Annotated in this window: 19 protein-coding genes and 1 pseudogene; 10 read left to right on the forward strand and 10 right to left on the reverse strand. The window is 62.3% G+C overall.

Annotated elements, in window-relative coordinates; genetic code table 11:
- Positions 1 to 62 precede the first annotated feature (62 nt).
- From OU995_RS01880 to OU995_RS01925, 10 genes and pseudogenes are all read left to right on the forward strand, one after another.
- Positions 63 to 890: an AAA family ATPase gene (locus tag OU995_RS01880; RefSeq protein WP_324288754.1), complete on the forward strand. Its 828-nt coding sequence runs from the start codon at positions 63 to 65 to the stop codon at positions 888 to 890.
- Positions 887 to 1,363: a hypothetical protein gene (locus OU995_RS01885; RefSeq protein WP_267833653.1), complete on the forward strand. Its 477-nt coding sequence runs from the start codon at positions 887 to 889 to the stop codon at positions 1,361 to 1,363. The genes OU995_RS01880 and OU995_RS01885 overlap by 4 nt, the downstream gene beginning before the upstream one ends.
- On the forward strand, positions 1,360 to 1,860 hold the full coding sequence (locus tag OU995_RS01890; RefSeq protein ID WP_267833654.1) for an HORMA domain containing protein: 501 nt from the start codon (positions 1,360 to 1,362) through the stop codon (positions 1,858 to 1,860). The genes OU995_RS01885 and OU995_RS01890 overlap by 4 nt, the downstream gene beginning before the upstream one ends.
- On the forward strand, positions 1,860 to 2,765 hold the full coding sequence (locus tag OU995_RS01895) for a CBASS oligonucleotide cyclase (RefSeq protein ID WP_267833655.1): 906 nt from the start codon (positions 1,860 to 1,862) through the stop codon (positions 2,763 to 2,765). The genes OU995_RS01890 and OU995_RS01895 overlap by 1 nt, the downstream gene beginning before the upstream one ends.
- A 7-nt stretch (positions 2,766 to 2,772) precedes the next feature.
- On the forward strand, positions 2,773 to 3,540 hold the full coding sequence (locus OU995_RS01900; protein WP_267833656.1) for a DUF6602 domain-containing protein: 768 nt from the start codon (positions 2,773 to 2,775) through the stop codon (positions 3,538 to 3,540).
- Positions 3,541 to 3,972: 432 nt separating this feature from the next.
- Positions 3,973 to 5,524 (forward strand): annotated as a pseudogene (istA, locus tag OU995_RS01905) (IS21 family transposase).
- 14 nt (positions 5,525 to 5,538) lie between these two features.
- Positions 5,539 to 6,276 (forward strand): IS21-like element helper ATPase IstB, encoded by a 738-nt coding sequence (istB, locus tag OU995_RS01910; RefSeq protein WP_267830737.1) that lies wholly within the window; start codon positions 5,539 to 5,541, stop codon positions 6,274 to 6,276.
- Between the two features lie 295 nt (positions 6,277 to 6,571).
- On the forward strand, positions 6,572 to 7,183 hold the full coding sequence (locus OU995_RS01915) for a PH domain-containing protein (RefSeq protein ID WP_267833657.1): 612 nt from the start codon (positions 6,572 to 6,574) through the stop codon (positions 7,181 to 7,183).
- A gap of 934 nt (positions 7,184 to 8,117) precedes the next feature.
- On the forward strand, positions 8,118 to 10,661 hold the full coding sequence (locus OU995_RS01920; protein WP_267833658.1) for a P-loop NTPase fold protein: 2,544 nt from the start codon (positions 8,118 to 8,120) through the stop codon (positions 10,659 to 10,661).
- A gap of 37 nt (positions 10,662 to 10,698) precedes the next feature.
- Positions 10,699 to 11,028, forward strand: a complete 330-nt coding sequence (locus OU995_RS01925; RefSeq protein ID WP_267833659.1) for a hypothetical protein — start codon at positions 10,699 to 10,701, stop codon at positions 11,026 to 11,028.
- Positions 11,029 to 11,254: 226 nt separating this feature from the next.
- Here OU995_RS01925 and OU995_RS01930 read toward each other — a convergent pair whose 3' ends face one another.
- The 10 genes from OU995_RS01930 to OU995_RS01970 all read right to left on the reverse strand — a co-directional run bounded on the left by OU995_RS01930 (position 11,255) and on the right by OU995_RS01970 (position 22,473).
- Positions 11,255 to 11,737, reverse strand: a complete 483-nt coding sequence (locus tag OU995_RS01930; RefSeq protein ID WP_267833660.1) for a hypothetical protein — start codon at positions 11,735 to 11,737, stop codon at positions 11,255 to 11,257.
- Positions 11,738 to 11,760: 23 nt separating this feature from the next.
- A complete protein-coding gene (tnpC, locus tag OU995_RS01935; RefSeq protein WP_267833661.1) occupies positions 11,761 to 13,395 on the reverse strand; it encodes an IS66 family transposase in 1,635 nt (544 codons plus the stop codon).
- 80 nt (positions 13,396 to 13,475) lie between these two features.
- Positions 13,476 to 13,820: an IS66 family insertion sequence element accessory protein TnpB gene (gene tnpB / locus OU995_RS01940; protein ID WP_267833662.1), complete on the reverse strand. Its 345-nt coding sequence runs from the start codon at positions 13,818 to 13,820 to the stop codon at positions 13,476 to 13,478.
- Between the two features lie 7 nt (positions 13,821 to 13,827).
- Entirely contained in the window at positions 13,828 to 14,259 is a 432-nt protein-coding gene (gene tnpA, locus OU995_RS01945; protein ID WP_267833663.1) for an IS66-like element accessory protein TnpA, read from the reverse strand.
- A 56-nt stretch (positions 14,260 to 14,315) separates the two neighbouring features.
- Positions 14,316 to 14,477, reverse strand: a complete 162-nt coding sequence (locus OU995_RS27530) for an AbiH family protein (protein ID WP_420714795.1) — start codon at positions 14,475 to 14,477, stop codon at positions 14,316 to 14,318.
- Between the two features lie 433 nt (positions 14,478 to 14,910).
- The gene (locus OU995_RS01950) at positions 14,911 to 17,463 is read right to left on the reverse strand and encodes a S8 family peptidase (RefSeq protein WP_267833664.1); all 2,553 of its coding nucleotides are present in this window, start codon (positions 17,461 to 17,463) and stop codon (positions 14,911 to 14,913) included.
- A complete protein-coding gene (locus OU995_RS01955; RefSeq protein WP_267833665.1) occupies positions 17,396 to 18,658 on the reverse strand; it encodes an AAA family ATPase in 1,263 nt (420 codons plus the stop codon). Before OU995_RS01955 ends, OU995_RS01950 begins: the two co-directional genes overlap by 68 nt.
- 149 nt (positions 18,659 to 18,807) lie before the next feature.
- Positions 18,808 to 20,226 (reverse strand): hypothetical protein, encoded by a 1,419-nt coding sequence (locus OU995_RS01960; protein ID WP_267833666.1) that lies wholly within the window; start codon positions 20,224 to 20,226, stop codon positions 18,808 to 18,810.
- Positions 20,223 to 21,392, reverse strand: coding sequence for a caspase family protein (locus OU995_RS01965; RefSeq protein WP_267833667.1), 1,170 nt, complete (start codon positions 21,390 to 21,392; stop codon positions 20,223 to 20,225). Before OU995_RS01965 ends, OU995_RS01960 begins: the two co-directional genes overlap by 4 nt.
- Before the next feature lies 1 nt (position 21,393).
- Positions 21,394 to 22,473, reverse strand: a complete 1,080-nt coding sequence (locus OU995_RS01970; protein ID WP_267833668.1) for a ComEC/Rec2 family competence protein — start codon at positions 22,471 to 22,473, stop codon at positions 21,394 to 21,396.
- Positions 22,474 to 22,762 lie beyond the last annotated feature (289 nt).

Raw genomic sequence — 22,762 nt, forward strand, 5'->3', positions numbered from 1 at the left:
CTGAAGACCTCCCCCGCGGCATCTCCGCCATCCGGGCGCTACCCCATGAAGCGCTTGACGCGATGTGGGACAGCATCATCGTCGCCGAGGACATCAAGGAACGGCTGCTTTCGCAGGCGGTCTTGAACTTCACCCTCAGGCCGAAGGTCTCACGCGACCAGTTGCCGATGCACGGTGTCATCCTTCTCGTCGGCCCCCCAGGCACGGGCAAGACCTCCCTCGCGCGTGGCCTTGCCAGCAGGGTCGCCAGCCTCATGCAGAAGGCCAAACCCCGCCTTGTCGAGGTCGACCCCCACGCGCTGACCAGTTCGGCGATGGGGAAGACTCAGCGGGCGGTCAGCGAGCTGTTCTCTCAGACCATTTCGGAACAGGCCTCCAACGGTCCGACCATCGTGCTCTTGGATGAGGTCGAGACTCTGGCCGCGGACCGCTCGCGGATGAGTCTCGAGGCTAACCCGGTGGACATTCACCGCGCCACCGACGCGGTGCTCGTCCAGCTCGATTCGTTGGCCGAGCGCCATCCCAACATCCTGTTTATTGCCACCAGCAACTTCCCGCAGGCCATCGATGACGCGTTCACCTCGCGCTGCGACCTGGTTATCGAGATTCCTCCGCCTGGTCACGAGGCTGTCCTTCAAATCCTCCAGCACTGCCTGGGGAGCCTGAAGCAGTTTCCTGACCTCGCGACCATCGCCAGCTCGACGGACCTCATCAAGGTCGCTCGCGCTTGCGAAGGTCTCGACGGTCGCGCCATTCGCAAGATGGTTGTGAACGCGATGGCACAAAGTCGCGAGGTCGCGGCGAACCCCAACATGTTGACGACTGCTCACTTGTCGGCCGCGGCGAAGGATGCGAAGGCCGCTCGCTCGCGCAAGGAGACGAGCAAGTGACTACCGTCCGCCGAGATTTTCGAAGCGTTCCGTCGCGCGATGCGTCTGAGACCTGGGTCGCCATCGTCGACCTCATCACCGCCAGTAGTTCCAGCACGGATGCGCGCAAGGAGCTCATGAGCGTGGCCGGCATTGTGTCCAGCGTCATCGCCGACCAGACCCCGAAAGCCAGCCCCATCGTCGTGTCCTGCGATGGTCCGCGTACGCGCATCTACTGCCTGTACGACGATGACGCGCTCGAAGACTCGAGCAGCAACGAGTCGATGCTGGGGTTCGACGCAACAAAGGGTGATTGGAAGGTCTCCGTGGCAGTTTGCAGCGATGACCTGGCCTGGGTCCAAGCGGCCCTGAAGAACCACACCCTCCGGGTCGTCGCTCGCGATGCCTCGTCCGGCTTTGAGGTCGACACGAGCGCAAAGGCCGCGAGTGCATCCGCGGTGGCGCTCGATATGGAGGGGTTTCTGAAGTCATGAGCACCGTTTCCGTCTACTCCTATACCCACTCGGTCACTTACGTCACGGACAACGTGCTGAAGAGCTTGAAAGACGTCATCCGTCTCAGCGGTCTATCCCCCGAAAACCTGGTCAACACCTGGGACAGCAAGCACCGCGCAATCAAGACCTGGATTGAGTCACAGCATCTCGAGCGCGTCGAGCTGGAAATTTACAACCCCGCCACCAACGCCTTGATTCTTCGATGGGACCTGGACATCGTCTATCAGTGGTCCAGCGGGGACGGCTCGTTCTACACGGATACCGAGCAACTGAAGTACGCCATCAAGAAGTCCGGCGTAGCTCCGGAGAACGCACGCTACGAGGTCATCCTGAAAACAAAGGCCGGAAGGCCCGATGTCGTGGGCTGGGGGCCCTGCTCCTCCCGCTCCACAGAAGGCATGGTGCGTCAGAGCCTTGGCTCAACTGTTGAACATAGTGGCCTCGGAGCGAGTGCTGCGTATTGGAGGACCCGTTGATGATTTCTTTGGACGATGCGTTTCGCAAGTTCAAGTCCCGGCTCGAGCTCAACGACCGGGAGCAGGCCAATGCCTCGAAGCGGCACACCGAGGTTCGGGAGCACATCCGCTCGAAGTTCTCGATTCAGCGCGACTTTCTGACCGGCTCGTACGCCCGCTACACGAAGACCAAGCCGTTGAAGGACATCGACATCTTCTTCGTCCTGGCCGAGGCCGAGCAGAAGAAGTACCGCGGTCAACCGCCGTCCGTAGTGCTAGACGAATTCTACAAGGCCCTTGTCGAGAAGTACGGCGCGGGCGCAGTACGCAAGCAAGGTCGCTCCATCAACGTCGACTTTGGCGTGGTGGTCGATGCTGAGGACAACACGGACTACCGCGTCCTCAGCGTTGACGTCGTCCCTGCAGTCGCGGCGGGCACCGACTACGAGATTCCCAACAGCGACACCGGCAGGTGGATGAAGACCAACCCAGATATCCACGCGAACAAGGCTCGCGACGCTCATCAGGCCTTCTCCAGCGAGTGGAAGGGTCTAGTGCGGATGGTCAAGTACTGGAACAACCATCCGAAGCACGGAGCGGATAAGCCGGTGAAGCCATCCTTCCTCATCGAAGTGATGGCGTTGGAGTGCCTTCATGGCGGATGGCAGGGGCGCTTCGACTATGAGCTGCAGGCGATGTTCTCGTCGCTGGCTGACCGCATCAAGGACGAATGGCCCGACCCTGCAGGGCTGGGCTCGCCCGTCAGCGATGGCATGGACGCCGCTCGCAAGGAACGCGCGCAACAGCTGCTGCTCGCTGCCAGTCGCGAAGCGTCCAACGCTATCAATCTTGCCCGCAAGGGTCAGAACGGCGAAGCCCTGAAGGCATGGCGCGCAATCTTTGGCCCCAAGTTCCCGCTGTCCTAAATCTCGTATGACCCGGAACCCTACTATTGAAACCGTGTCTGCGCTTAGCGCAGCGGCCGACGATACGACCTGGCTCAAGCAGGCGTTTGGAAAGGTGCAGGACAACCTGCGCGGACAGATGGCTCTTGCCAGCCAATCCATAAGCCATGCAGGAACCATGGGCTCCGTGAACGAGGAGCACTGGCTTGAGCTGTTGCGCTCGTACCTCCCCAATCGGTATGAGGTTGCGACCGGCATCGTTATCGACTCGAAGGGCAATCGCAGCGACCAGATTGACGTTGTCGTCTTCGACCGGCACTTCACACCAACGCTGCTGGACCAGAAGAATCACCGCTATATTCCCGCCGAAGCCGTGTACGCGATGTTTGAGTGCAAGCCCGAGGTGAACAAGGGATACATCGCCTACGCCGAGGGGAAGGCCGCGTCGGTTCGCGAGATGGCGCGAACTTCAGTGGCAATCTCACATGCCGGCGGCACCTTCCAGCCGAAGCCGCACTTCCGCATCCTGGCGGGTCTTCTCGCCCCGTGCTCTGGATGGGTGAACGGCCTCGACGTCACCTTCCTGGGTCACCTAGGAACTGCAGACCTTTCGTCCCTGGATTGCGTCTGCGCGCTGGACCATGGCTGCTACGACAAGTACGAGGGGACGCCGCAGGTGGTCACGGGACAAGGAGCGCTCATGTACTTCCTGTTCCGACTGCTTGGACGACTTCAAAGTCTTGGAACCGTCCCCGCAATCGACTGGTCAGCGTACAGCCGAATCATCAAAGACTGAACGGGCCACACTGCACCGCCCATACCAGCCATATCGCAGGACGAAGGCCGGCGCTCCCATTCGGATTGGACATTTATGCTTCTATACAAATACCGCGCTCCCGTTGACTTCAACGATGTCGATGGCTGCTACACGGCTAGCCTCTTCAAATCCTCACAGCTCTTCTCCGCTAAGCCATCCTCATTCAATGACCCGTATGAGGGGCACATTGAGTTGGACTTTAGTGCTCCACTGGAGAAGGCGAGAATTAGTCATATGTGCGTATTTCAGCCCATCGCGGCCACCCATTTCAGCGGAACGCGGACAGCGTTTCAGACGAAGGCGGACACCATTTCAGGCTGAACGCGGACAGCGTTTCAATCTGATCCCGGACACCCCGGGCGCGCGCAAGTGACCTGAGCCGTTGGCATGCTGACCGATTTTTCGGTCCTCATGCCCACCCCCAGGATTCACATGCGCCAACTACGTCAAACCCTTCGACTGCACCTGGAATCGGGCCTGAGCATGCGCGAGTGCTCGCGCGTTCTGGGCATCGCCAAGACGACCGTCAACAGCATCGTCATGAAGGCCCGCGCCGCCAGAGTGGATTGGGCCATCGCTCAGACCTTGGACGATGCTGCCCTGGAAGCCCGCCTGTACGGCCCGCCCGTGCCGCGTGCGAGCACCCAGCTCGAACCCGACTTCGCCCTCGTCCACCAGGAACTCAAGCGCCCCGGCGTCACCCTGCAACTGCTCTGGGAGGAGTACCAGCGCAGCCTGGCCGACGCCGGCTCGCAAGCCTACAAGTACACCAGCTTCTGCGTGAAGTACCGTACCTGGGTGACCGGCCTCAAGCGCTTCGATGCGCCAGGTCCACCCAGCCGGCGAGCGTCTGTTCATCGACTACGCCGGCCAGACCGTGCCGCTGATCGACGCTGCCACCGGCGAGATCAGTGCCGCCCAGATCTTCGTGGCCGTGCTCGGCGCCTCGAACTACACCTTTGCCTGTGCCACCCCGACGCAGACTGCCGCCGACTGGGTCGGTGCCATCATGGACGCACTGGAGTTCATGGGTGGCGTGCCCCGGCTGATCGTGCCGGACCAGGCTCGGGCCCTGATTGCCCGGCCGGACCGGTACGAAACCACGCCCGGCCGCCTGGTCGAGGAGTTCTGCGACCACTATGACGTGGCGATGCTGCCGGCTCGGCCCGCTCACCCCCGCGACAAGCCCAAGGTGGAGGTTGGCGTGCAGATCGTCGAGCGCTGGATTCTGGCGCGGCTGCGGCATCGACGCTTCTTCACCCTGGCCGAGCTCAACGCCGCCATCCGGGTCTTGCTGGTCGATCTGAACCAACGCCCGTTCAAGAAGCTGCCCGGCTGCCGGGCCAGCGCCTTCGCGGCCCTGGACCGACCTGTGCTCAAGCCGCTGCCGGCGGCCCGCATGCCCATCGCCCGCTTCAAACGCGCCCGCGTCAATATCGACTACCACGTCGAGCTCGATGGCCATTACTACAGCGTGCCGCACCGGCTGGTGCGCGAGCAGGTCGAGTTGCGCGTCACCTCGACCACGGTGGAGATCCTCAGCCGTCAGCAACGCGTGGCCGTGCACGCCTACAGCGAGCGGCGTGGCGCCCACACGACGGCACCGGAGCACATGCCCGCTTCGCACCGCGCCCACCGGGAATGGACGCCGGCCAAGCTCCTGGCCTGGGGGGAGCGCATCGGCGAGGCCACTGCCGCCGTGGTGCGCTGGCAGATGGAGCACCGGCCGCACCCCGAGCAGGGCTACCGATCCTGCCTCGGCCTGCAGAGCTTGGCGCGCCGATTCGGCCATGAGCGGCTGGAAGCGGCCTGCGTTCGCGCCATGGCGATCCGCTCACCGACCTATCAGAGCATCAAGTCGATCCTCACCACCGGGCTGGACCGGCAAGCCGCGTCGGCTCCAGCCACACAAGCCGCCCTGCCGCTGCACGACAACGTGCGCGGCCCCGATTACTACCATTGAAGAAGGAGAAGCTCTTGCTCAACGAACATACCCTGGATCAACTGCGCGGCCTGCGCCTGGACGGCATGGTGAACGCGCTGGCCGATGACGCCATACGCACGGCGGCGGCCGAGTTGTCCTTCGAGGAGCGGCTGGCCATGTTGGTGCAGCGCGAGGTTGACTGGCGCGACGGCAAACGCCTGGCCCGGCTGCTCAAGGCCGCCAAACTCAAGGTCAGCAGCGCCTGCATCGAGGACATCAACTGGCGCGGTTCGCGCGGCCTGGATCGCAGCCTCATCACCCAACTGGCGGGCTGCGACTGGCTGCGCCACGGCCACAACGTGCTGCTCACCGGGGCCACCGGTTGCGGCAAGACCTGGCTGGCATGCGCACTGGCTCAGCAGGCGGCTCGCCAGGGATTCGCCGTGCTGTACACACGGGCGCCTCGCTTGCTGGAGGAACTCCGGGTCGCGCACGGCGATGGTTCCTTCAGCCGGCGCCTGGCGCAACTGGCGCGCATCGACTTGTTGGTCATTGATGACTTCGCCATTGCGCCGATCACGGCGGCCGACCGCAACGACCTGCTGGAGCTGCTCGACGACCGGGTCGGCAGCCGCTCGACTCTCATCACCAGCCAGTTGCCGGTCTCCAGCTGGCACGAGTGGCTGGACGATCCGACCCTGGCTGACGCCATCCTCGACCGCATCGTTCACTCGGCCCACAAGATCGCGCTCAAAGGCGAGTCGCTGCGCAAGAAACAGGACCCGGCATGAGCATCAAACCGACCAACCCAAGGCCGTCCACGCCAGCCCGGTTCAGGCTGATCGCGGACACCTGAGCTACCATCAACCCAGGCACTTGCGCGCGCCCAAACTGTCCGCGATCAGTTTGAAACGCTGTCCGCCATCACGCTGAAATGACTGTCCGGGATCGCTGAAATCCGCAATCTGACGGCTCGGATGCGTCTGCAGCCTCTGTCCAGCCCCCCTACGGGGGTGCGAAGCCCCGCAGACACCCATGCGAAGATGAAATCGTCAGCATTTGCTGGCGATTTCATGCGGAGTCTCCATGTTCAAGCGTCTCGCGTCCGAAGCCCTCGGCCTGAGTGATCTCGGCGTTATTGTCTCGCCGAAGGATTACGACAAGGTTGATGCCGACGACTACCTCTTCCACGAAGACAACGAAAAGATCTTCTTCCTGATCAAGTCGAAGAAGGACGAATACTGCTTCACCAACCTGGCACTGATCCACGTGGATGGCGACTCCGCCGTGTCGTCCAAGCGCAGCATCCGCCGCTACGACTTCGCCAGCCATCAGGTCAGCAACGTGTCCATCGAGACCGCCGGCACCATCGACCGGGACGTAGAACTGAAGTTCTCACTGGCCGACGGCCCCACCTTCAGTATCGACGTGCGCAAGAACCAGCTGGAGGCGCTGAAGGACATCTACAAGGCCCTGCACACCATCGGCCGTATCCAGCACCGCAATGACCGCTCGCAGGAGAATGTGTTGCCTTGCCTGCACGCGCTGGGGGCCATGCACAAGATCAGCGAGGTGGAAAGCGAAGCCACCATCGTCAAGCACTACCAGGCGCTGCTGCATGCGGTGAACACCATGCAGTTGGATCGCTATCTGAAGCGGGACTTTGGGGACGTGTTCGAAAAGTATCTGCGCAGCTGACACCACTGCGGGAAATCATGGCGGGGCGGGCATGGCCAGGTAAGGGTCTGCCGGCGAGCCGGTGCGGGAATGCGCGGGCAGAGCTCTGCCCTGGCCAAGCGCGTCAATGGCGCCCTCTTACTCACGCACATGCTGGAAAAAGGGCGCTGAGCAGCTCGGTCGTCTACTTGTGCGCAGGCTGATTGTTCCTGACAATTAAAGTCGTAAACGCTAGCCCAACAGCGACAACGACTTAGCGCCGCTTGCGCTCGGACAGCGCGACCACAAAGTCGTAAAAGCCTTTTCGCCCGTGTCTTAAGACGCGAAGTAGTCCTCCTGGGACCCCCACGAGACTGTCCAGCAGATTCAGAGCATACCCCGGCTCGCCTTCGCTAACGCTCGCACGCCCCGGAGAACGATGCGCGAAATTGCCCCTGACAACGCAGGGACGCTCGTCGTGCCCGCTCGCTCGTGAACGTCTCGGGGACACGAAGTGTGGGACATAGGAGCGCTCAGGCTCGGGGAGACATGAACCGCAGCTATCCTCGAAGTCAAAGAATGCCCCAAAGCACCAATAGGAAGGGAGGATGAGATGGCAGTTGCACCAAGCCCCGAGCCGCAGGCCCGAACAGACGCCTCGAAGCAGCCAGGCATCACTGGCGAAAGCCACATCCAACTTGACCCGTTCGTGTCAGGCGTAAGCGCAGCCCCTACGGATGGCGCAGCAACGGAGGGCGGCACAACAGCGCCGGCGACACCGGACGCCCCTCCAGTACCAGTTGCAGGCCCCGACGCTAAGCCCCGCGGCCGAAGGCACATTGAGGCGAGCGTGAGTTCGGGGTTCGGGTCCGCAGTCAAGCCGCCGGTTGGAGAGTCGGGGCCTGTTCCACCATCCCAGGTGCAGCCGGCCCCAGACCCGCCATCCTCTGCTTCCGCCTACCCGTTTCGAACAGGAGTGGCGACGCCAGAAGAAGAATTCGAGGAAGAAGAGTCCGAGGACGACCAGAACGCCGACGACGCATGGCGTCGCAGCGATCCGTTGAGCTCAATCTCTTCCGATAGCTCCCAGGCGGCTCTCGAGGAGGCCGGTCGTCGTATGGCGCAAACGCTTCTTGCGTCACCGCGGAACGACGATCCGATGGATGCAAACGCAATTGATCTGATGGGCTTCGAGGACGACGCCAAAGCCTTCGCGCGTCTCGTTGCGTCCACCGACGTGAAACCGCCTTTAGCAATCGCAATCTTCGGGAGCTGGGGTTCGGGCAAGTCCTTTTTCATGCGTCTAATCCAAGAGCATGTCCAACGGCTTTCGGACGGCAAGGTAGACCGAAAGGCACCCGAAGCAACATCCGGAAACTTCCACACTGAGATTGCTCAAATTCGTTTCAATGCCTGGCACTACAGCGAAACAAACCTCTGGGCTAGCCTCGTGGATCACCTGTTTACGCAGCTCGGAAACTTCGTCAAACCGAAGGATGCTGTCGGACAACCTGGTCCGGAAGAGCCGGCAACCGCGCGCGGCCGCTCCATTCTCGACAACCTCAGTACGACTCGGACACTTACCATCGAGTCCGCCGAAAGACTGGAGGCCCAGCGGAAAACTCAGACCGCTCTCACAGACAAGCTCGCCCAAGCCGAGGCAGACCGCAATAAGTGGGAACGGGAGGTCATGGCGCGCCCCACCACTTACCTAGACGTCGTGCAGGCGGTCATCTCGTCCGACTCGGGAGTTGAAGGGGGCTTGGCTGGAGCAGAGGCGAAGCTGAAAGAGCAGATCGCTGAGGCTGCTCACATGCTCGGTGTCGACGCAGTTGAAGGTGAGGCCCAACGGATTGCTGAAGAGCTGCGCGAGGCCGACACGCTATCCGGCGAGGCACGAGCCGCGTTCAATAGCGTGGCTAAAGTCGCCGGTAGCAAGTTGAGAGCCGCAATGCTGTTTGCCAGCATCCCCCTGGGCCTACTTTTGCTATGGATCGCGGCTCGCATTGCGCAGGCCCTTAACGTTCCTGATGTTTTCGCGCTGGTGGCGCAAGTCGGCACGAGCCTGCTTCTGGTGGGCGAGTCGATTCGCAGACTCAACAAGCTTGCAACTCCCGTCGTGGCGAAGATGAAGGCTGTGAAAAAAGCCGTCGACGAAAAGCTCGCTGCTGGCATCGCCGAACACAGAAAAAACATCGACGCCAATAGAGATGCGCTGCGCCAAGCGGAAGCTCGAGTAGCAGCTGCCAAGCAAGATTTGGCAGCGTCAGCTGCCAGCCTAGTCAGCGCCGTTGAAGACTTCCACGGATCCACAGGCACTGGGCGGCTACTGAAGTTCCTGCGGACTCGGGCCCAAGATGGCCACTACGCCAAACACCTTGGCCTCGTGGCGTCTGTACGCCGGGACTTCGAGGAGCTGTCCCTCGGCATGCAGAGCAGCGGCAAGCGCGTGGAGCTGCCACTCGAAGAGCTAGCCGCTTTGCGAGCACGGCTCTCTGCGCTCACTAGCGCTAGCAGCGCGCTCCTCCCAGAGGATCGAAAGATCCTCGAAGAACTTGAGAAGAGCATCTCCCGGATCTCGGTCGAGAACAGTCAGTTGAAGCCCCCCTTTAGCCGGCTGGTTCTCTACATTGACGATCTTGACCGCTGCCCTCATGAGAAAGTCATCGAGGTACTGCAGGCCGTTCACATGCTCATGGCATTTCCACTCTTCACGGTTTTTGTCGCAGTGGATGTCCGCTGGCTCATCCAAGCGCTCGCGTCGGAGTACGCCGGGATGCTCGCACCCATCGACGAACCAAGCGGCCGACACCGGGCAGCACCCCACGATTACTTGGAAAAAATCTTCCAGTTGCCTTACTGGATCGAAGAGGTCAACGAGAAGTCAGGGGCGCGGCTGCTCAAGGCGCTCCTTCCTGCCGACGATGATGACGATGACCTTCTAGGTTCACCTGCGCCGAACGGCTCGGACGACGAGAATCTCAGCGGGCACGAATTTACTGCGCCTCTGACGGTTCGCTCTTTGACGTTCACGCGAGATCACCGCACCCTTGTCGGACTATTCCTGCCCTTCTTCGTCACATCGCCGCGGAAGCTACTGTGGTTCGTCAACGCGTTCCGCCTGCTAAAGGCCACGTCGTTACCGCTAAGCCAGCAGGACGAAGAGCAGCATGACTTCATGATCATCTTGCAGCTCGCCCTGGCCAGCATCTCCCGAAAAGAGTTTCACAGGTGGCTTGCGTCGTTGGAAGGACTTGACATTCCCACGTCCCTCGTAACTTTTTTCGATGGGTGCGACGGGGTGCGTAGGTCACCACTCTTCTGGGATGCCGCCTATAAGGCTGCGGACGTGGCAGAGGCACGAGGCTTAGCAGTCTTTGACCCGCAGATGTTGAGGCACTACGGCCGGCGAGCTCACCGCTTCTGTTTCACATTCCCCGAAACGCTGAAAAAGCCGCTGTTGCAAATCGAGGCCGACGAGGAGGCCGACAGGTTGGCGAACGAAATGGCTGACGGATGAGAGCTTAGAAGCGGAGAGGGCTAAAGCGAAGATCTCGGTGCTGTCCGAGAACGACCTGAGTGACTTGTCATCGATGAAGGCTGTGCTGCTCACCTTGTTTGAAAGGCCACCAAGCCTGGTGCAGGCCCTTGAAGACGACGCCGTGTATCTCCTCGGGAAGAGTCGGCACCTGCTGGTCCATCGCGCTGGGCATGTGGACAGCAAGTTTGAGCGCGAGACCGCATCCCGCTGGAAGGCAGGGATGGTTTTGACCATCTCTGCGAACGAGTTGGCGGGGTACGCGAGGGCCGTCGTCGCCGTAGCTGAGGCTGCTGTTGATGCCTATTCGGGGAGTGCCCAGGCTGAGCAGAAAGCTCGTCCTGCTTGAACGACGCGCCGATTGCGCAACGCCTGCCGCAGACCGACGACGGCGGTTTGCACCCTCTCAAAGCCTGATAGCGATGCGCCATGCTGCTTTTTCGATGGCGAGGCGACCTGCGGGGCAACCAAGTTCGAAGCCGGCTGCTGCCAACGCAAGCAAAAGCTCTTCGAAGGCGATGCGTGCGGACTGTGAGCGTCTGGAGACGCAACCTTGACTAGGCCCGAAGGCGGGGCTATCTCGCCGCAGCGGTCGATCCGACGAAGGCGATGCACTCCACGAGGTTGAGCGTGGCAAGCACCAGGTACTTCTCAGCCTCGGTACGCACAGCCCAGAGGTCGTGGTCGCCGAGATAGCCGTAGACGAACGCAAGCAGGAAGCGCTCGGAATGCTCGTCACAGAACTGCTGCACGATCTGGGCAACCAACGCGGGCGGCAGCCCCTCGTTGAAGCGCATACGGGCCGTCAGGCGCTGCAGGCATCCTTCCTGGATCGCCTCCGTGACGACGGGCCACTTATGGTCGCTGCGCTTCATCGCCTGGAACGTGACCAGCAGTACGTGTATCGCCACATCCAACTGCTCCATGGCCACGCCCATGCGTGGCAACACCAGGATCGAGGCCAGCAAGGTGGGCTGCTCCTTGAAGATCTCGTCGGTCAGCGCCACCTTCTGCGCCAGGCTCATCCGCTGGACACCGACGTGGGCCTGCGCGATCACAGGGGCCGTGATCCTTCCCATCGTCACGCGGGCCGCCAGCGGTGCGGCAGCAGTTCTTCCAGGAGGTGGTTCGGGTGCGTGTGGATGCGCGCCAGCACGTCGCGCAGGTAGGCCCACGGATCCAGACCGTTGAGCTTGGCCGACTGCACCAGACTCATCACCACGGCCGCGCGCTGGCCCGCCAACGCGCTGCCGGCGAACAGCCAGTTCTTCGCCCCGAGTTTCCAGGGCTTGATCTGCCGCTCGATGAGGTTGTTGTCGATGACCACGGCCCCGTCGTCCAGGTGCAGCGTCAGCGAGTCCCAAGCGTTGAGGCTGTAGTCGATCGCCTCGGCGATCTTGCTGCCGTCCAGCACCTGCGTGCGCTGCAGCTTCAGCCACACCTTGAGCTCCTCCCACAACGGCCGGCTCACCGCCTGGCGGGCCTGGCGGCGTTCCTCGTGGCTCATCTCACTGAAGGCCGCTTCGCAGCGGTAGATCCGAGCCCAGCGCTGCATGGCCTCGGTCGCGACGGCGCTGGCGCTGTGGCCAGCTCTGCCGCCCCGGCTGAGCTCCTCGAAGCGACGACGGGCATGCGCGGCACAGGCCGCCGACTTGCGCTGCGGGTAGCGCTTGGCGTCCAGCACGGCGTTGTAGCCCCCGTACTGGTCCGTGATGAGCGTGCCCTGCCAGGCGGGCTCTCGTCCCGGTGGTCCGTGACCGCCGAGGAAGGCCAGCGGGTACTGCGATCCTCGACCCAGGCAGAACTCGTAGATCACGCCCGGGTGCGGGTCGTGATGGCTGCGCGCCCAGGCCCAGACGTAGGCCTTCTTCGTCTTGCCGGCGCCCGGGTCCAGCAGCGGCACCGGCGTCTCGTCGGTATGCAGCACTCGGCAGGCCAGGATGAAGGCCCGGTGCAGCTCATACAGCGGCTCTAGGCTCGCACCGCCCGCGCCACCCCAGCTGGCCAGCGTGGAGCGCGGCGTGTGCACACCCGAGCGCGCGTTGATCGGCTCCTGGCGGTAATACGGCAGATGGTCGACGAAGCGGCTGATCAGCGTGTGCGCCACCAGCCCGGCCGCCGGGATCCCGCCGTCGATGACGTCGGGCTCGGCGGGCTCCTGGTGCAATTGCTGGCAGCATCGGCAGGCCCACTTGCCGTAGATGTGCCGGTGCACGAAGAACTTGGCCGGGATGATGTCCAGCTTCTCGCTCACGTCCTGGCCGATGCGCTGCATGGGCTGGCGGCAGTTGGTGTTGGGGCAGTGGGTGTCCTCGGGCTCGTGGCGGTGCTCCACGCGCTCCAGATGTGCGGGCAGCGCCTGGCGACGCGGCTTGCGCGGCGGTGCCTTGGGCGCCCTGGGCGCCTCGGGCAGGCCGCGCTGCAGCTCGGCCAACTTCGCACGCAGGCTCGCCTCGTCTTCGGCCAAGGCGTCGGCGAACAGCAGGCGCTGGGCGGCAGTCATGGTCTCGGCCTTGGCGTCGAACTGCCAGCGGCGCAACCGGGCCAGCTCGAAGTTGAGCTTGTCGATCTTGGCTTGCGCCAAGGTGAGCTCACCGCCACGGCGGGCCAGTTCCTGCGCGTCGGCCTTGGCCTGCCGCTGCAGCCGCTCGATCAATGCCGCCACCTCGGCCGGGAGGCTCGTCAGATCAATGGTGCAGGCAGCTTCGCTGGACATGCGCAGCATGGTGCCGCATCGCACAGCGGTCGGCCATTGGCGATTGCGCTGTCAACCGCCGAGCGGGTCACCCGTGATGCTCAGGCGCGGCGGATCGTGGCCAACTCGCCCAGCCGCTGCCAGGGCAGCCCAAGGGTCAGGGCCTCGAACTGCTCGGCGCTGAGCTGCAGGGCTGGGGCCGCCGAGCCTGACTCGCCGGCATGCCAGACGAAGCGGCCGGCATGCAGCCGACGCGTGGCACACCACACGCCGAAACCGTCATGCACGAGCAGCTTGATGCGGTTGGCGCGCGCATTGGCGAACAGGTAGCCCTGGTGGGCGCGGGCCTCGCCGAGTGTGTTGACGACGGCCGTCAGCAACCGGTCGGCGCCGGCGCGCATGTCCTGGGGCTGGCTGCACAGCCACAGAGCGTCGATCCTGATCATGTGCCGATCATTCCTTGAGGGCCACGGCCGCCAACTCGCGCAGCAAGGCGGCGCACGCTGCAGCCTGGACTGACGGCCAGCGCACGCAAAGCTGCGTCGCCCCACGGCGGAGTTCGATATGGATGTCCGGGAGGCTGGCCGCTGCAGCCTCGGCGGGCGCCGCGCCAGCCGCAGCCACAGGCGCCACCTCAAGGGGGATGAACTGCAGCGGCGCAGCCGCCTGCACGACAGCGGCCCGCGGCTTGCGGGTCACCGTCCGGGGCGCAGCCAACCCGGTGCGCTTGATGCCGTGACCTACAAGCCACTTGCGCAGCAGGTTGACGTTGAGACCGTGCGCCAGCGCGATGGCCGCCACGGAATCTCCAGGCTGCTGGCACTCGGCCAGAACCTGCGCCTTGAACTCGGCGCCGTGCACGCGCCTCTGGGATCTGGGTTGCATAGGTGCCCACCTGTTCGTATTGGTGGGCACCATCGTCACGGGTGAATCGACGCCGTTCAAGATGGAATGGCTGGACGCTCACCCAACAACCGTTCAACTTCTCTGACCAAAGAAGGATGCCTGACCTGGGCGTAAGCCTTGAATTGTCGGTACGCAGAGGGGATCCCGTGGTACAGGTCGAAGCCATTGCCGATGATGTAAAGGCGCGAGGGGGTCATCTTTCAACCTATTGTGGGTCGATCGTTCACCGCTGATTCTGGCTGACCGCATTTAGGACGCACGCGATCGGTGGGCCGGAGGCTGGCATGAGTGTCCCTGCAACGCGCGCCAACGCCGTATTGCCAGCTACGTTGCGCTCAGTACCGCAAGAATCGACTCGCCCATGTGCGAGCCGCCTCACTTCCACACCCGCCATCGCGGAGCACAGCGGTTGGCATTCTGAGCAGACCTTCTGAGGCCTTGGACCGCGAACGACTCAGATCAGCCTGGTGCTGTCATTGCGGTAACGGCGGGCAGGTCCGCAGCGGCTGCCGCCCTGCGCCAGCCTGAATTCGACTCCTGCAACTGGTCGTCCAGCTTCAGGGTTCTTGCGCCGCCATTGAGCGCCGCCCACAGCTATCTATGACTTGCGGTGTGTGGTGGCCGCTTGGATCAGCTCTGAATCCGACCACGCAGCGCCGCCCGAATGTCACGCAGCTCAATGCCCGTGCGTCCCAGCGCCAGCCGCATCTCGTCGGCGACGGGAGCAGCACCTGTCGGGTCGCTGATCGTCACGACAACCGCGACCGGCACACCCTCTACCGGCATGTTGGCAAAGGTCTTGTCACGCTCGAGGTACTCCACGCCGAAGCGCCAATTCCTTGACACGCCCTCATTTTCGAGAACGCCTTGGTAAACCTTGATCGGGCTCCACTTCAGGGATTCGTTCATCAGGCTCGCTTCACGGGATTTCCCCTTCGGCGCGGCCTGTGCGTGGACAGGATCCACGCGCCCCTCGAACGACATGTCACCCTTCTTGGTCTTCTTGCCGTTGTGCTGCCGGACGTACAGGTCAAGATTCATCCGCGCGGCCTCAGCGCCGAAGCGATGCGAGGTCGGAGGTGTAGAGACCATGGTGGCGCGCACGACCCCTGTGCATTCGCCCGCGGCATTTGACAGAGATTGCGGCCATTCGAAATCGTGCTTGAACTCTTCATTGACCTTGAGGCGGTCAAAGAAGACGAACGTGAATGAGCTGGGCGAGTTGCTCAGGATCTCAACGGCAGTGCCTGGCAACCCGTATCCCACCAGTTGCTTGGCGGCCGACTTGAGATCCTTGTGATCAAGCGGGGCGTGCAGCTGGGCCGAGTGGTAGAGGAGCGCGAGCAGCACCTCGCGAGGCGCACGGCAGCCTGTTTCCAAGTCAAGCTTGGCCAGCGTCTTGGCGACCAGCGGCGCGGCATAGCTCGTGCCGCAGACATACCGGTATTCCTTGTTCGCATCTGTGACCAACAGGCCCGTCGGCTCGCCGTCGCCACGATGTGCCCCTCCGAATTGGCACAAGTCGGGCTTGACCGTACGCCTGGAGGTGCCTCGCCGGCTATACCTCGCAGGCGCCTTGTCCACGATCCTTGGCAGGCCCGGAGGATTCAATGCTCCGACGGACACGTTGTTCATCGTGTCAGCCGGCTCGAACAACTGGTCGCTGAACCCGATGAGTGTGTTCAGTGCGGCGGTGATAGAGTTGGGCCACTCCTGCCGCATGTCCTGGTCCTCTGCATTCCCTGCAGAGATGACGAAGATCACATCGTGCTTCTGTGCGATCTCGTCGAGCCGCTTGGCCGACTCAGAGATCTTGGCGTCCTTCACCGGCCTCTTAACGTTCAGGCTGAGGTTGACGACGCGAAAGGGCACCTCAGCCTTGACATCGCGGATCAGGCGGTCGAGCTGGTCCAGAAAGCCGGTGACACCGGTCGAGAAGGTCGCTGCCGACGTGCGGCGTGGCGCATTCATCGCGAAGTCGATCAGCTCACAGCCATCGTCCTCCAGATGGGCGGCGAGGGGCTCGTTAAGCTCCTTGCCCGCGACCAGAAGCGAGGCGATGTTGGTCCCGTGATCCTCGTCCCGCACCGCGACGACGTTCTCCCGGTGGATTACCCACTTGTTGAACTCGCTGCTGATCCCTCCGTCGACCAGGCAGATCCGAGGGTGGACCTGATCGGGAGGCATGCCCGGCAGGCGTCGGCGAATCAGCGCCCTCACGGAGGATTTGCTCACCGAGGCGGGTACCGAGTCGCTGCGCGAGGCGGTGAAGTCGTCTGGCTGCTCGACAGGAGCCGGAAGACCGACGGACCTCACGAGCGGATGGCCGGTGAGGAAGCTCAGTAGCGCGTGGTGAGCGTCAGGGGTGAAGTTCGCCTGAGACACGAGCTGGTTGTTCGCGCCCACGAAGTTCCGCTCGGGTCCAAACATCAACTTAGGCTCGCCGCGCAGCAGCGCGACGCCCATTGCAAGGCCATCGCCATCGACGTCATACGTGACCACGATGGCAAAGCGCTGTGCCAGCCGCTTGAGCCTGCGCCAGAAGTCTGAAACCAGGACATCACTGCTGTCCTCGCCATCGACGACGCCATCACTGAGCCCGAGGTCGGCGAACAGCTCGACACGGTAGTAGGCGGCAAGGTCGCGGCTCTTCAGGTGTGTGATGGCCTCGTCTACGGAGGGGGCGTCTCGCTGATCCGCCCCCCAAAGCACGACGGCTTCGATCGCGCCGGTCTCGGATTTGAGTTCGGGAACGATGATCCGGATCTTGCCGGTTTCAGGGTTCTTCTTTTCCTTCACATCCGGCTTGGCCGTCGCCACCGTGTCGGCGATCTTGCGAAGGTTCATCGAGCTGACTCGGAACACGAGATCGGCGATCTCGTTGCCTCCTACCAGCGTGGCCAGCTCCGGCTTGAAAAGCCTGTCGACCGGTCGATGGCTCTTGGCCCACGCATCCTGCGTCAGGCGAACCTCGACGAAGCCCTCGCCCTTGAATGGCGCGTTCTCCTGTTGGAGTTGCTCGCTAATCGCCTTTAGCTCAGAGGACATCTGGTCGCGATGCTTGATGAACTCGGCATCACGACCCTTGAAAAAGTCTTTCTGGTTCCCGCCAGCGTTAACGACGCGTGGCTGCTTTAGACGCTGAGGGTTTGTGACGAGCTGAACTTCCCTGCGGGCGACCATCTATCTCCTCCTTGGGCTGGCTTTCATCTTTTATCCACCGGCTGACGGTGCTGCGGTTGACCCCTAGCGCATCGGCAACTCGCGACTGGGAGCCCCCAAACTCCTTCAGCAACAGATCGGCCAGCGCTTCCTTATCGCTGGACAGCGCCGATCGAATATCAGGGTGCAGCCGATCGCTGTGCGACGCCGCTATGCGCTGAAGGCGTTCTAGGAACAGGGTGTCCGGTTCCAGAACGGAGCTCTTCTTCAACGCGAGTGCGATGTCTTCGATCTCCGAGCCAGAGCAGCCGACGAGCATCCAGGTGAGCAACTGCATTTGTCCTGCCGACATCTCCAGTGGCGGTAGGTAGCGCTCAAGGATCAGCCCACGCTGAATGACGTCGGGGACGGGCAGTTCGAGCTGCAGCTCAAATCGACGCCAGACGGCCGGGTCAAGCAGGCTGGCATGGTTGGTGATGGAAACGGTCAGCCCCAGCGTCCTGCGCCGATCAAGTTCCTGAAGAAGCGTGTTCACGACCCGCTTGAGCTCCCCCATCTCGTTCGGATCGTCACGCAGCTTGGCGATCGAGTCGAACTCGTCGAGCAGGAGCAGCGCGCGATGGCGGTTGGCGAACGCGAACAGGTTGGCAATGTTCCGTGAGGTCGTTCCAAGGTAGGAAGACATCAAGCCGTCGAGTTTGGCAAGGATCACAGGTAGGCCAAGCTGTGACGAGAGCCACAGGGCCAGCTGCGTCTTGCCTGTTCCTGGCGGTCCGAAGATCAGACAGGTCTTCGCTGGCGAGAGGCCCATCCGATCGAGCATCTCGGCGTGCGTCCACTCGTTCAGGACGGACTGAACTGCGCCGAGCACGTGCAAAGGCAATGTCGGCGGCTTGGCGGGAAGCCTGTCTAGTCCAATGACCTCGGCCAACGGGGCGCCCGAATCCTTGTCGACAGGAACATGCTTGTCGGAGACGAGGGGTTCGCCCGGAAAAGCGATGTGGGCTGAGGAGGCCCGGCTGGGCTCGAAGCCACTTCGCCCGCGAAGCCCCGGGGAGTCCAACTCTTTCACCAACCGATCAAGCATGGCCACGTCGTCTGTGGCGCCTTTGCGTTTGAGGGCAGCTTTCAGGCGATCTACTTGATGACGCCCATCCTTGCGATCTCCGGCGAGGGCCGCGCGGCATACGGCGTAAACGACCGAAAAATTGTCCATGGCACCAGCTGTTGCTTTGTTTCCATGGATTGTTGCACATACGAACGCTGCCGTTGCGCAAAAATTGTCAGCATGCTGCACCATTTCGCCGAAGTGATGCAGCACTGAACGGTGCGCCGCGGCGATTTCCGGTGCCAGTCCCCCGTCCGTCACAGGTCTTTGAGGTACGTGAGCCCTAGGGCGCGCATGCCCCGCGCCCTCTTGGCGACGACGGTATCGCCGGCTGACGCCGCGCTGCTTCGACGCATCGAGCTGGCGCTGAACGCGTCGGCGCCTTGATGCGCATTCGCGAACTTCGGGTTGGCGCGCTTGACGGGCGCGGCGGCGACTGAGATCGCCTTCTTCTGTTCGATACGGACTGGCGGGCCTTTGTGTCGCTGCGAGGAAGGTGTGCCCGGGAGGGTGCCGGTGAAGGCGAAGCTCGAGCCGATCCGCACGCGTGCGGACGCCAAATCCCAGCACCAATCGAGCACCATCTGGTAGACCGGGTTGTTCGAATCAGCGAATCGCTGCCTGGAGTTGAGTGCCCCTTGGAGGACGAACAGCATCTCCTTCAGGACACGGTGGCCTTCTTCAAACAGCGGATACCCCCGGACCAATGCTTCCTGAAGCTGGGTGAAGAACACCTCGAACTGCTCAGGCCCGGAGATGCCACTGCGAGCCGTCACCGCGCAACGGATCAGAGCCGCGTCGCTGCTCCAGGGGAACCAGTCGTAGAGATTGTCGAACCACCTGAGATTGGTCTCCTTCCAGCGACCCATGCGCAGCAGGAAATAGGCGCCAATGACGGCGCCGATGGGGTCTTGAACCTTGTCATGCAACAGTTCAGTCGCCACCTTATCGAACTTGCTGACGGAGTCGGCAGCCCGCAACGCGTCCCGTGCGAGAAACTCCAACAGGGTTTCCGCCTCCGGACGGAAGCTGGTGAGGACCACCTTGACAGGTAGGCTCGTGCTGTCTGGATCCGGGTTGGTCGTGAAGTACAGGCGGCAACGGGTCGGCGGCAAGGAGACAAACGTCGCTGGCAGCTTGGCCCCCCCGAACTGCAGCAATCGCGATTGCTTGGGGAAGGCAGCGTCTAGGTCGACCTGCTTGGCGAATTCGTTTGTGCGGGTGTTGGAACTGGGCAGGTCCGCGACAGGCTGCCAGCCTTCCTCGTTCGAGTTGCCCCACAGCCGCAACCACACGTTGCCGAGCTTGGCGAGAGGTTCGGGACTCGCGTGGTTCAGCGCAGATCTTGTCACCGCCCATTTCGCCCAACTGTCACCGGGCAGGCTTTCGTCGCTGATGTCGACCTCCGCCTTGCCCGGCGCTTTCATGTCGATCTGCTTGACGACAGCCTTCCCACCTGGGAAGACGACGCGCACGAAGACGTGCTGCGCGTCAGCTGCGTTCGAGAGCTTCACGCTCGCAGCCTTGGCGCTATCCGCCACCCCTTCGGCCAGAAGCTGTCCTTGGTTGCCCAGCACCTTATACGGGAGTGGGATTGAGCGCTTCGACTTGGGCTCGTCAGCGCGGAATGCCTCGTCAATCGAGGCCATGCGCAGGTGAATTTTTAGCGTCTTCATGGACCAACCTTGAAGGTGTAGTCGTAGAGAGGAGGCATGACTGCTTCCTTCGGCATCAACTGATCGACGAACTGCCCCGCGTAGGCTTCGGCACCAAGGTCATACGACCCAAAGCTCACGTCGGCGCTGAGAAACCCCGCACTGCACTGGTGCAGGGTCTTGGGGTCTGGGGCATCACTCGGCTTGTACGAAATCTGACCGTGGGGCCGCATGTTGTCCGGTTTCAAGTCCAGCACCAGTCGAACCTTTGGAGGAGCGGTCAGCTCGATGATTGCCGCACCCTCTCCCCAACTTTCGTGGCCGCAGTATTGCTTGTTCGACGAAAACTTGTTGTCCAGCTTCAAAAAAGCCGTCACGGCCGTGTAGAGCTCCGTGGAACTGGCTTCCCATTTGTTGCGCGGCATGCTCCTGGCTGCGTAGCCAGAGAGGCTGTGCAGGATGGCCTGCGTGAAGCGCGCCGGGAACCCCTTTTTCGCAAAAGCCAGCTTGCCCTCGCCAGTGGCTTGAAGGAGAGAGGTAGATTGGGCCACGCCCTGATCCATTGCCGAAACGTCCAGCAAGGGATGCGGGCGAATCTTGCGAAACATCAGGTTCGCATCAGCAGCGCGGCACGCGTCGAACCAAAAGTGGATGTGTGAATCCTTGGCCACCTTACCCAGCGAGAACAAGGTGCCATCGACGTCAAAGGCCATTTCATACGCTGTGTCAGGGTCGGAAAGGATGTCCTGGCAGAGCGCGTATTGCGAGCCGTCGCTGATGCCATGGCCGCAAAAGTAGAAGATGCCCGTGCTGCCAGGGTCGTCGACAAGGCGTTGCTTCCAGGCATTGAAGGCGGACTTCACCTGTGAGCGCTTCGCGCCGTCAACCTTCACGTCGCCCGCCGGTGTTTCAACGGACTCCTTCTTCTTTGTGCCGATAAGAACCTCCACAGAGGCCAGCGGCGACGTCGCGTTGTGAAAGCCACCCCGCCCGGGATCGATCAACGGGCCCAGGAACCACGAACACATCGCCTGCGCCGACATGGCAGGCGAGGTGAGCTGGCCCATTCCAAACGTGTCGGCCTGGGCTTTAGCACCGTCCGCCAAGTAGGGGTACGTTTCAATCCCGACGATGAGAACGTGGGTGCCTGGTTTGCCAAGTTGGTCGTTGATGTAGGCGGTCGTCATTTCAGACTTGATCCTCTTTCAGAACGATGCTGTAGCCCGCTTCGTTGATGCCATAGATCGCCGTGTACTTCCAATCTCTCTGCAGGCCTTTGTCCCGCCAGATTCCGTTGATGGTGGTGTCGTAGTTGAAGATCAGCTCGGTGCCTTCGTTGTCCTTGTACCTGCGGATCACCCTCGCCACGGCCTCTCGATCCGGGTGATTGAAGCGCTTTCCGTTGGTCGAGAAAACGATCTTCTTGGCATCCACTACCTTCAGCAGCTCAGAGGTGACATTGGCCTTGCTGCCGTGGTGTGGCAGCTTGAAGACGTCAACCTTCAGAGGCTCGTCACCGCAATATTCGCGGATCCCCGCCAGCAGGTCGTCTGGATGGGCATCGGCTCCCAGCAGGATGCTCCATTTCTCGTACTCGAACAGCAGACCGATCGAGCTGCCATTGGCGGGGGCCTTGTCGTCCTTGCTGTCCGAATCAGCCAGGTTCTTCATGTTGATCGGTCCGAGCGCCTCCTCGCCATCCGCGATCTGCACAGGCTCTGCAGGAGCATTCGGATCCAGGCCGGCCTCCTTGATCGCCTTGTCCCAGGCGCCGAGCATCTCCGATAGCTTCGCCCGTGATGGGGTCAGCAACGTCAAGGTTGCGCCGCCATACAACTCCACCTGCATCGCGGAACCATTGACGGCGCGAGCGACGGGGCCGTTGTCGAAGTGCTCGTTCCACGGGATGCCGCTCTTCTTGATGGCGGTAGTGAGCTTCTCGCCCTGCACGGGACCGAAATCCTCTTCCTCCGTCGCCTCAAGGAGATGCCTGCGCCCGTTGAACCAGACGTGTTCGAACTGCGCAGCCAGCTCCGGGTCTCCGATCAGCCTCAGGCTGCCGCCGATATGGTCTTCATCGACGTGCGTGACTACCAGGAGCTCGTGGCTGGGAACGTCTGATCTGACGGCCTCGAGTAAAGGCTTGAGCCGCTTTAGCGTGCCCGGCGTACCAGCATCCACCAAGATGCGGCTCAGCTTGGCCGGGTCGCCATACTCGATCCACAGGCAATCACCGTAATCTGCACCCAGCACGTGCAGCGTCAACATCTTTGACATCGTCTTCCTCCCTGTCCCTCTCCACCACGGTGGAGGGGAAAACAGCCGATACATCGTCGGCCAGAACTGTGATCCCGTCAGGCTTCCTCTACACGGGTTGCTCAGCCGCGCTGGACACGTCTAATAAGACGTTCCCCGCTGCACGGGGGGCACGCTAGCAACCAATCCTGCCATTCCAACCGAGGGGCAAACAACCCGTAGTCACCCTCTCCGGAGGGTGGGCCAGCGCCTAATTGGGGAGCTCGCTTAGCCGAGCATTGTGAATGGGCCAGGGAGTCGC

Source organism: Roseateles sp. SL47 (assembly GCF_026625885.1).
Taxonomy (GTDB): Bacteria; Pseudomonadota; Gammaproteobacteria; order Burkholderiales; family Burkholderiaceae_C; genus Roseateles.